The following is a 10,501-nucleotide window of genomic DNA, read 5'->3' on the forward strand; positions in this document are numbered from 1 at the left end:
GCGCACCGCATCGCCAAGACCCACGCTTTCCAGCTTCTGTTTCACATCCGCGTCGCGGCCAACCACGACCGCCTTGCCCATGCCATTGCGCTGGTAGGCCACGGCAGCGCGCAACACGCGAACATCGTCCCCTTCGGCAAAGATCATGCGGGCCTGGGCCGCGCGCGCCCGTGCGTTGATCCCGCGCAGAACCGAAGCGGTCGGGTCCATGCGGGCGTTCAGGGTTTGCGCATAGGCGTCGAGATCGATGATGGGACGGCGCGCCACCCCGGTTTCCATACCCGCTTTGGCAACGGCAGGCGGAATACGGTGAATGAGCCGCGGATCGAAGGGCGTGGGAATGATATAGTCGCGACCGAAGGACAGTTTCCGGCCATAGGCCATGGCAACCTCGTCCGGAACGTCCTCTCGCGCCAGTTCGGCCAATGCCTCGGCACAGGCGATCTTCATCTCGTCGTTGATCGCGCGGGCGTGGATGTCGAGCGCACCACGGAACAGGTAAGGGAAGCCCAGGACGTTGTTGACCTGGTTGGGGTAATCGCTGCGCCCCGTAGCCACGATGGCATCCACCCGCACTTCGTGGGCTTCTTCCGGGGTGATCTCCGGATCCGGGTTGGCCATTGCGAATATCACCGGGTTGTCAGCCATCGACAGAACCATGTCCTGCGTAACCGCACCCTTGGCCGACACGCCAAGGAACACATCGGCCCCTTTCATCGCGTCCTCCAGGCTGCGCGCCTCGGTCTTGACCGCATGCGCCGATTTCCACTGGTTCATGCCCTCGGTGCGGCCCTGGTAGATCACACCCTTGGTGTCGCACATGATGCAATTGTCATGCCGTGCGCCCATGGCTTTCAGCAACTCAAGACAGGCGATCCCCGCCGCGCCCGCGCCGTTGAGGACGATCTTTACATCCTCGATCTTCTTGTTCGACAGGTGCAGCGCGTTGATCAGGCCTGCTGCACAGATCACGGCCGTGCCGTGCTGGTCGTCATGAAAGACGGGAATGTCCATCTGTTCCTTGAGGGTCTGCTCGATGATGAAGCATTCCGGCGCCTTGATATCTTCAAGATTGATGCCGCCGAAGCTGGGCCCCATTAGGCGCACCGCCTTGATGAACTCGTCCGGGTCCTCGGTATCCAGCTCGATGTCGATGGAATTCACATCGGCGAACCGCTTGAACAGAACAGCCTTGCCTTCCATCACCGGCTTTGAAGCCAGCGCGCCGAGATTGCCGAGCCCCAACACGGCCGTCCCGTTGGAAATCACCGCCACAAGGTTGCCCTTGGTGGTGTAATCATAGGCGGTTTCGGGGTTTTCGGCGATGGCTTCGCAGGGAACGGCCACACCGGGGCTATAGGCCAGGCTCAGGTCCCGCTGAGTCGTCATCGGGGTCGACGCCTGGATGTCGATCTTCCCGGGGCGCGGTTCGAGGTGATAGGTCAGAGCCTCTTCGCGCGTGACTTTGGACTTGTTGGCCATCTTCCTGCGGTCTCCGTGATTTAAGCCTGCTTCTCTTACGGTGATTGCCGTTGCGTCACAACAGAGGTTGTTTGCGGCCTTTTACCCCGCCGAAGCAATTTGTAGTGTGGCGACGCAGGCAGGGGGATGTCGATGACCGCACAAGTGACGCCGATGATGGCGCAGTTCCTGGAGATCAAGGCGCAGCACCGCGACGCGCTACTGTTTTACAGGATGGGCGACTTCTACGAGATGTTTTTTGATGATGCCGTGGCGGCAGCCGAAGCACTGGACATCGCGCTGACGAAACGCGGCAAGCACCTGGGCGAAGACATCCCCATGTGCGGCGTGCCCGTCCATTCAGCCGAGGGCTATTTCCTGACCCTGATCCGCAAAGGCTTCCGCGTTGCGGTCTGCGAACAGATGGAAGATCCCGCCGAGGCGAAAAAGCGCGGCTCAAAGGCGGTGGTTCACCGAGAGGTCGTCCGGCTGGTCACGCCGGGCACGCTGACTGAAGACACGTTGCTGGAGGCCCGCCACCACAACTACCTTGCTGCCTATGCTGACATCCGGGGCGATGCCGCCCTTTCCTGGACGGATATTTCCACCGGGGCGTTTCACGTGATGCCCTGCCCACTTGTGCGCCTTGGGCCGGAACTGGCCAGGCTCGCCCCCCGCGAAATCCTGGTGGCAGACGGCATCGGTGACGATGCGCTGCGCGTCATCGAAGAGGCCGGGATCGCCGTGACCCCTCTGTCGCCATCCAGCTTTGACAGCGGGTCTGCGGAACGGCGGATTCAGTCTCTGTTTCAGGTGAAATCACTCGATTCCTTCGGGTCTTTCGGGCGCCCGGATCTGGCTGCGCTTGGCGCGATCATCGACTACCTGGAAATCACCCAGAAAGGCAAACTGCCGCTCCTACACCCGCCCTCGCGCATGTTGGCCCAGCGCATGATGCAGATCGACGCTGCCACCCGGCGAAACCTTGAATTGACCCAGTCAATGAACGGTGGGCGCGCCGGATCGCTTCTGGCAACCATCGACAGGACGCTGACCGCCGGTGGCGCACGCCTGCTGGAACATCGTCTGTCCAGCCCATCAACTCAGATCCCGGTCATTCAGAGCAGGCTTGAGTCCGTCTCAACCTGCGTGGAACGGTCCAACCTGTCCGCCACCTTGCGGGACGCCCTGCGCAGCGTACCTGACATGGACCGGGCCCTGTCGCGCCTCGGGCTGGATCGCGGCGGCCCGCGTGACCTTGCCGCCATCAGGAACGGTCTGGCAGAAGCCGCACGCCTTCATGAAACCCTGCAAGATCAAGATCTTCCCGAGGTCTTGGCAAATGCGATCAAGGCGCTTTCCGGTCACGAAGACCTGCTCGACCTACTTGAATCGGCGCTGATCGCGGAACCACCTTTGCTCGCCCGGGATGGAGGGTTCATCGCCCCGGGCTATGACAGCGACCTCGATGAAACCCGCCAGTTGCGCGATGAGGGCCGCGGCATCATCGGCAAGATGCAGGCAGAGTTCATCGAGCAAACCGGCATTCAGTCGCTGAAGATCAAGCACAACAACGTGCTTGGCTACTTCATCGAAACCACGTCGACCCATGCGCAGAAGATGCTGTCGCCGCCCTTGTCGGAAACCTTCATTCACCGGCAGACCACCGCCAACCAGGTGCGCTTTACCACGGTGGAACTCTCCGAGATCGAAACCAAGATCCTGAACGCCGGCAATCGTGCGCTCGAAATCGAAAAGACCCTCTTTCAGTCTCTAAAACAGGCGGTTTTGACCCGAAACGAACAAGTCGGCGCAGCGGCTGCCGCCCTGGCAGAGATCGACCTGACCGTTGCGCTGGCCGAGCTTGCCCGGTCAGAAGACTGGATTCGCCCCCAGATTGATGACAGTCGCGACTTCCTGATCGAATCCGGTCGGCACCCGGTCGTGGAACGCGCCCTGCAAAAGGAAGGCGAGCCCTTCATTGCCAATGACTGCGATCTGACGGCAGTGGGCGACAAGGCCGCTCTGACCCTGCTGACAGGCCCTAACATGGCGGGCAAATCGACCTTTCTTCGACAGAACGCTCTAATCGCGATCCTTGCCCAGATGGGCAGCTTTGTTCCGGCAAGATCGGCCAAGATCGGCCTCGTCAGCCAGGTCTTCAGCCGCGTTGGAGCCTCTGACGATCTTGCCAGGGGTCGGTCCACCTTCATGGTCGAGATGGTCGAAACCGCCGCGATCCTGAACCAGGCCGACGAAAGGGCCCTTGTCATTCTCGATGAGATCGGCCGCGGAACGGCAACCTATGACGGCCTTTCCATTGCCTGGGCCACGTTGGAACACCTGCACGAGGTCAATCGCTGCCGAGCCCTCTTCGCGACCCACTATCACGAGATGACGAGCCTGGCCGATCGCATGGACGGTGTCAAAAATGCCACCGTTGCAGTGCGTGAATGGGAAGGCGAGGTCATCTTCCTGCACGAGGTGCGCCCGGGGGCCGCCGATCGCAGCTACGGTGTCCAGGTCGCCAAACTGGCCGGATTGCCGGCCTCTGTCGTGGCACGGGCACACGATGTTCTGGACGCGCTTGAAAAAGGCGAGCGAGAGGGAGGGGACCGCCAGAAAGCCCTGATCGATGACCTTCCCCTCTTCTCGGCAACCCCAGCGCCAGCCCCGCAGCCCGTGAAAGCGTCACCTGTCGCGGATCGTCTCAAGGATATTCACCCAGACATGCTGACACCAAGGGAGGCGCTGGCACTAATCTACGAGTTGAAAGAACTCGATAAGACCTGAGGCGCAGCCAATTCGTGTAGAATTGTCCGCGCCCCTTCATTATTCCGGAAATATCCCGGGGGTGTGGGGGCTGGCCCCCGCCCTGCTACGCTTTGGGTATCAGGACGCCGGGGTAGAAGACACCCCAACCTGCGCCGGGCGTAGCAGCCTGTCATGCAGCATGAAGCCAACAGTCATCACCTGGATGATTTCACCGGCCTTCGTGCCGGGCACCGGGGCTTCGAACATCGCCTCATGTTCATTCGGGTTAAACTGTTCGCCGGCGTCCGGGGCAATCGGGGTCACGCCGTGCTTGGAGAACACGTTCAGCAATTCGCGCAGGGTCAGCTCGACACCCTCGATCACGGCGGATGCCACCTCGTTTTCTTCCTTATTGGCAGCTTCCAGGGCGCGGTGGAGGTTGTCGTAGACCGGCAGAAGATCCCGGGCGAGTCGGGTCCCGCCATAATGCTCTGCTTCGCGGCGATCCCGGTCTGCGCGCTTGCGCACGTTTTCCGACTCGGCCAGCGTTCGAAGCAGCCGGTCTTTCAACTCGTCACGCTCGGCGCGCAATGCGTCGAGTTCCAGAAGAACGGGGTCGCCTTCCTCTTGCGCCTCATCTTCAAGCGCGGCTTCCATTTCGGCCTCCAGGGCCTCTGGGTCGTCGAGGAACGTGTCTTCCTTGGGCTCTGCCATTCTCAAACCTCTTATGACTGGTCTGAAATCAGTTTCCCGACCAGTTGCGCTGTATAGTCCACGATCGGAACGATCCGCCCGTAATTGAGCCGCGTCGGCCCGATCACGCCGACGGCACCGATGATCTTTCGGTCAGCGTTCATATATGGGGAAACCACCAGAGAGGAACCCGAAAGTGAGAAAAGTTTGTTCTCTGACCCAATAAAAATGCGCACACCCTCGCCTTCTTCGGTCAGTTCAAGGAACTCGGTGATGTCGCGTTTGCGTTCGAGATCGTCGAACAGGCTTCTGATGCGTTCCAGCTCTTCCGATTCACCCCCCGAATCGAGCAGATGAGAGCGCCCACGCACGATCAGCCTTTCGCTAGTATCGCCCTCATTTTCCCAGATGGCTGCCCCGCTTTCGATCAGGTCACGCGCCAGCTGGTCGATCTCCTGCCTCCGGGCCTTCACCTCGGTCTGCATGATCCGCTTGAGCTCGCTCACCGTCTTGCCCTCGGCAAGCGCATTGAGGAAATTCGCCGCTTCGCGCATCGAGCTTGGGGTCTGCCCCATCGGCGGCGCGAAGATGCGGTTTTCAACGTGGCCATCTGCAAAAACCAGCACCGCCAGGGCCCGAGTCGGAGAAAGCGAAACGAACTCGATATGCCTTATCGGGGCCTCGTGCTTGGGGGAAAGGACAAGGCTCGCACCTTGGGTCACACCCGACAGCGCCGCCCCAATCCGATCAAGTTTATGAGCCACATCCGCATTATTGCCGCCGACGGTCGCATCCAGCTTCTCCCGGTCCTGCTCTGCCAGGTTTCCGACCTCCAGCAAGCCATCAACGAACATGCGCAAGCCCAGTTCCGTGGGGATTCGTCCTGCGGATACGTGTGGGCTGTCCAGAAGGCCCAGAAATTCCAGATCCTGCATCACGTTGCGGATCGTCGCAGCAGAGACCTTTTCCGAGAGGCTGCGCGTCAACGTCCGGGATCCCATCGGCGACCCGGTTTCCAGATAGCCTTCGACCACCCGGCGAAAGACTTCGCGCGAGCGATCGTTCATTTCAGTCAGGATGGTTTTGGTATCCGGCATACTTGGCTGGGCAGTTTCGTTGAATTCATTAAGAAGCGCCGCCTCCAGAAGGTCAATCGGGGTTGCGCGTCGCAGGGGCAAGGGACTATCCCCATGCCCAAGCTTCATGCAGGAGATAGATATGCGCCCGTCCGGCAGAAACCTAGACCAGATGCGTCCGATTGCCATTGAAACCGACGTGACCCGCCATGCCGAAGGCTCTTGCCTGATCAAGGTGGGGGGAACCCACGTTCTGTGCACCGCTTCTCTGGAAGAGCGCGTCCCTCCGTTTCTTCGCAATACCGGCCTTGGCTGGGTCACGGCCGAATATGGCATGCTGCCGCGCGCGACCCACACGCGGATGCGGCGCGAGGCGGCGGCTGGCAAGCAATCCGGCAGAACGCAGGAAATTCAGCGTCTGATCGGCCGATCCCTGCGCGCGGGCATCGACCGCGTCGCCTTGGGTGAACGCCAGATCACCGTCGATTGTGACGTGATTCAAGCCGATGGCGGCACCCGCTGCGCCGCGATCACCGGTGGTTGGGTGGCGCTGCGGCTGGCTGTGAACAAGCTGATGAAGGCGGGCGATGTGATTTCCGACCCGATCATGGATCATGTGGCCGCCGTGTCTTGTGGCGTCTTCGCCGGGCAGCCGGTGCTGGACCTCGATTATGGCGAGGATTCCGAGGCCGGAACCGACGGAAACTTCGTCATGACCGGTGCAGGTCAGCTGATCGAGCTGCAAGCCAGCGCAGAGGGGGCCACGTTCAGCCGTGACCAGTTCAACGAACTCATGGACCTTGCCGACAAGGGCGTTGCCGAACTGGTTGCCGCCCAGAAGGCTGCGATGGCCTGATGCGCAAGTTCTCTGGCAAGACTCTGCTGGTCGCGACACATAACCAGGGCAAGCTGGAGGAGATCGCGCATCTTCTGGAACCTCTGGGGATTTCCGTGACCTCGGCTAAAGAGCACGGTTTGCCAGAGCCGGAAGAAACCGGCACCACCTTCGTGGAAAACGCCCGGATCAAGGCCCACGCCGCCGCAAAGGCCACGGGACTGCCTGCCCTCGCCGACGATTCCGGTATCGAGATCGATGCGCTCGGCGGCGCGCCGGGTGTTTACACGGCAGATTGGGCGGAAACTCCGTCGGGCCGGGATTTCGTGATGGCGATGACGCGCACCTATGAAGAGCTTGAAAAACTCGGCGCCAAAGCACCCCGCACGGCGCGATTTTGCTGCACGCTGGTCCTGGCCTGGCCAGACGGGCATGACGAAGTGTTTCCCGGGGTGATGGAAGGTGAAGTGGTCTGGCCGATGCGTGGCGATCAAGGCCATGGCTACGACCCGATCCTCCAACCCAAGGGCTATGACATCACCTTTGGCGAAATGGATCGGTGGGAAAAGAACCAGATCAGCCATCGCGCCGATGCCTTCCGCAAACTGGTAGACGCGCTTGGCAAATGAGGACTGGCAAAAGGGCGGGTTCGGTCTCTACCTGCATTGGCCCTTTTGCCTCGCGAAGTGCCCCTATTGTGACTTCAACAGCCACGTCGCCTCGCAGATCGACCAAGGCCGCTGGCAGCAAGCCTATCTCAGCGAAATTCGCAGATATGGTGAGGAGATCAAGGGAAGGACACTTAATACAGTGTTTTTCGGTGGTGGCACACCATCCTTGATGGACCCAGATCTGGTTCACGCGATCCTTTCAGAGATCCGCGCAACCTGGCCTGTTTCCAACAGTTTCGAGGTCACGCTGGAAGCAAATCCCACATCGGTCGAGGCTGGCCGGTTCGCCGGGTTTCGCGATGCGGGTGTGAACAGAATTTCCATGGGAATTCAATCACTTAATGATGTGGACCTAAAGCGCCTCGGGCGCATGCATAGCGCCAAGGAAGCTATAGAAGCCTTTGATATTGCTCGGAACATCTTCGATCGGGTCAGTTTCGACCTGATCTATGCCCGTCAACATCAAGAGCCTCAACAGTGGTCAGAGGAGTTAAAACAGGCTCTAAATATGGCGATTGACCACCTCTCGCTCTACCAGCTGACCATCGAGGAGGGTACGGCCTTTGGCGACCGTTATGCAATCGGCCGGCTTCCCGGTCTGCCGAGCGACGATAATGCGGCCGAGATGTACGAGATCACCCAGGAAATCACCGAGGCAGCAGGAATGTCCGCCTATGAAATCTCGAACCACGCAAGCGATATGGCGCAAAGCCGGCACAACCTGATCTACTGGCGCTACGGCGACTACGTCGGTATCGGCCCCGGCGCGCATGGGCGCCTGACACTGAATGGGCAACGCTTTGCGACGGATACGCCCCTCACCCCCACGACCTGGCTGCGACAGGTGGAAACAAAGGGGCATGGCGAGCTGAGCAGAGAAGCCGTCTGTCGCGAAGATCAGGCCACCGAGTACCTAATGATGAGTTTGCGTCTCTCAGAAGGGAGCTCTCTCGTGCGGTTCAGTGACCTGGGAGGCGTTGAATTACCACGAGCGCGACGAGAGAGACTTGCAGAGCTGGGTTTCATTGAGGAGGTCGGCGACACAATAAGGGCGACCCCTGCGGGCCGCCCCCTACTGAATGCTATCCTACGGGAATTATTGACTTAATTACCGCCGTTCAGCAATGCGATCACATCGTCGAGTTGCGCCAGATCACCATAGCTGATCGACAGACGGCCCCCGCCAGAGGCTTCGTCATGGTCGATTGAGACCTTCAGACCCAGATTTGCGCTCAGATCGTTCTCCAGCGCTTTCGTATCGGCATCCTTCCCCCCGGCGGACCCTCGGCCCGAACCGCGGCCACCACCACCGCCGCCACCGGTATTTCCGCGGCGTGTCAGCTTTTCAACTTCCCGCACCGACAGCCCGTCGCGGATCGCCCTGCGGGCTATATCCGATGCGTCATCGCGCCCGACCAGGGCCCGCGCGTGGCCCGCGCTCAGCCGTCCGTCGCGCAGATAGCCCTGGACGTCATCGGGCAGCGTCAGCAGCCGCAGCAGATTGGCAATGTGCGATCGGCTCTTGCCCATGGCTGAGGCCAGGCGATCCTGCGTATGGCTAAAGCGATCCATCAACTGGCGATAGCCCATGGCCTCTTCCACGGGGTTCAGATCAGCGCGCTGAATGTTTTCGATGATCGCGACTTCCAGAACCTCGGTATCATCGAAGTCTCGCACAATGACGGGCACTTCATGCAGCTGTGCCATCTGTGCTGCTCGCCAGCGGCGCTCGCCAGCCACGATCTGATAGGCACCATCCTGGCCCGGATCCGGGCGCACGATGAGAGGCTGGATGATTCCCTTCTCAGCGATCGAATCTGACAATTCCTCAAGGGCTTCCTGCGTAAAAGCCCGACGAGGCTGATCTGGATTGGGGCGCACGTTTTCAATCGGCACGCTTAAATCCGCGCGGCGCGGTTGATTGGGGGCGCTATCCTCGCTCGTGCTCGGTTCGTTGATATCGGCCATAAGCGCCGACAACCCCCGGCCAAGCCCCCTGCTCTTCTTCGCTGCCATGTTCTTTTCCTTTTCAGGCTTGCTGCAACTGTCGATCCAACACTTCCCGCGCCAGGTCGCGATACGCCTCGCTGCCCTTCGAGGTCGGATCATATTGCAGGATCGGCATTGCGTAGGACGGCGCCTCGCTTAGCCGCACATTACGCGGAATCCGGGTTTCGTACACCAGGTTGCCCAGGTTCTCGCGCGCATCTTCTTCAACCTGACGGCACAGGTTGTTGCGCACGTCGAACATGGTCAGCACAACACCTTCGATCCGCAAGGCCGGATTTGCCGACTGGCGCACCTCTCTAATCGTCAGCATAAGCTGCGAAAGGCCCTCAAGCGCGAAGAATTCGGACTGAAGGGGGACAAGAACCGCATCGGCCGCGACCATTGCATTGACCGTCAGAAGGTTCAGGGACGGCGGGCAATCCATCAAAATGATGTCGAAACCACCAACCGCCGCGAGAGATAGTGCGTCCTTCAGCAGGAACACCCTGTTTTCATTGGACACAAGCTCCACATCGGCCGAGCTGAGATCCGTCGTAGATGGCGCGATCCAGAGGTTATCAACCCCTGTGGGAAGGATGATCTCGCGCAATTCCATCCCTTCGATCAAGAGATCATAGGTGGTGTAATTCCGCTGGTCGGGATCGATCCCAAGCCCGGTCGACGCGTTTCCTTGCGGATCAAGGTCGATCACCAGAACCTTTTGCCCCTCGGCGGCCAGGGCCGCCCCAAGATTGATCGCGGTCGTGGTTTTTCCCACCCCACCCTTCTGGTTCGCAATCGCAATACAGCGCGGACGCCGGGACTCAGGCACGTCGAATATCTCCGATTTTCAGAATCACGGCCCCGTCGGCCGTCTGGCTGGGAACAGAATCCATGGTCATGGCCCAGGTCTCAAGCGCTTCTTCCACTTCCTGCCCATGTGTCGCGCCTTTCATGAAAAGAGCGGTGCCATCCGGTGACAGGTGGTGTTCAGCATGGCCCAGAAGCCGCGTTAGCGAGGC

The 10,501-nt window shown here is 60.3% G+C and carries 9 protein-coding genes and 1 pseudogene; 4 read left to right on the forward strand and 6 right to left on the reverse strand.

Features of this window, described 5'->3' with window-relative positions; translation table 11 throughout:
* A partial coding sequence (locus ACEQXV_RS19085) for a phosphate acyltransferase (RefSeq protein ID WP_370270494.1) occupies nucleotides 1-1,482 on the reverse strand: 1,482 nt, incomplete at its 3' end.
* Between the two features lie 132 nt (nucleotides 1,483-1,614).
* Here ACEQXV_RS19085 and mutS point away from each other — a divergent pair.
* Entirely contained in the window at nucleotides 1,615-4,254 is a 2,640-nt protein-coding gene (gene mutS / locus ACEQXV_RS19090) for a DNA mismatch repair protein MutS (protein WP_370270495.1), read from the forward strand.
* Nucleotides 4,255-4,353: 99 nt separating this feature from the next.
* On the opposite strand, the gene ACEQXV_RS19095 is transcribed toward mutS, so the two are convergent.
* Nucleotides 4,354-4,929: a nucleotide exchange factor GrpE gene (locus tag ACEQXV_RS19095; RefSeq protein ID WP_370270496.1), complete on the reverse strand. Its 576-nt coding sequence runs from the start codon at nucleotides 4,927-4,929 to the stop codon at nucleotides 4,354-4,356.
* A gap of 11 nt (nucleotides 4,930-4,940) precedes the next feature.
* Nucleotides 4,941-6,005: a heat-inducible transcriptional repressor HrcA gene (gene hrcA, locus ACEQXV_RS19100; RefSeq protein WP_370270500.1), complete on the reverse strand. Its 1,065-nt coding sequence runs from the start codon at nucleotides 6,003-6,005 to the stop codon at nucleotides 4,941-4,943.
* Between the two features lie 121 nt (nucleotides 6,006-6,126).
* Here hrcA and rph point away from each other — a divergent pair, with 121 nt between their 5' ends.
* From rph to hemW, 3 genes are read left to right on the forward strand one after another with little or no spacing between them, the layout of a single operon-like run.
* A complete protein-coding gene (rph, locus tag ACEQXV_RS19105; RefSeq protein WP_370251622.1) occupies nucleotides 6,127-6,840 on the forward strand; it encodes a ribonuclease PH in 714 nt (237 codons plus the stop codon).
* Entirely contained in the window at nucleotides 6,840-7,448 is a 609-nt protein-coding gene (gene rdgB, locus ACEQXV_RS19110) for an RdgB/HAM1 family non-canonical purine NTP pyrophosphatase (protein ID WP_370270497.1), read from the forward strand. Before rph ends, rdgB begins: the two co-directional genes overlap by 1 nt.
* A complete protein-coding gene (hemW, locus tag ACEQXV_RS19115) occupies nucleotides 7,438-8,598 on the forward strand; it encodes a radical SAM family heme chaperone HemW (RefSeq protein ID WP_370270499.1) in 1,161 nt (386 codons plus the stop codon). Before rdgB ends, hemW begins: the two co-directional genes overlap by 11 nt.
* Here hemW and ACEQXV_RS19120 read toward each other — a convergent pair.
* From ACEQXV_RS19120 to ACEQXV_RS19130, 3 genes and pseudogenes are all read right to left on the reverse strand, one after another.
* On the reverse strand, nucleotides 8,595-9,506 hold the full coding sequence (locus ACEQXV_RS19120; protein WP_370251626.1) for a ParB/RepB/Spo0J family partition protein: 912 nt from the start codon (nucleotides 9,504-9,506) through the stop codon (nucleotides 8,595-8,597). The two genes, hemW and ACEQXV_RS19120, sit on opposite strands and share 4 nt — an antisense overlap.
* Before the next feature lie 13 nt (nucleotides 9,507-9,519).
* Nucleotides 9,520-10,320, reverse strand: coding sequence for a ParA family protein (locus ACEQXV_RS19125; protein ID WP_370251632.1), 801 nt, complete (start codon nucleotides 10,318-10,320; stop codon nucleotides 9,520-9,522).
* Nucleotides 10,304-10,501, reverse strand: a pseudogene (locus tag ACEQXV_RS19130) (16S rRNA (guanine(527)-N(7))-methyltransferase RsmG); the annotation flags it as partial. The pseudogene ACEQXV_RS19130 and the gene ACEQXV_RS19125, both read right to left, overlap by 17 nt.

Source organism: Nioella sp. (genome assembly GCF_964229645.1).
GTDB lineage: Bacteria > Pseudomonadota > Alphaproteobacteria > Rhodobacterales > Rhodobacteraceae > Nioella.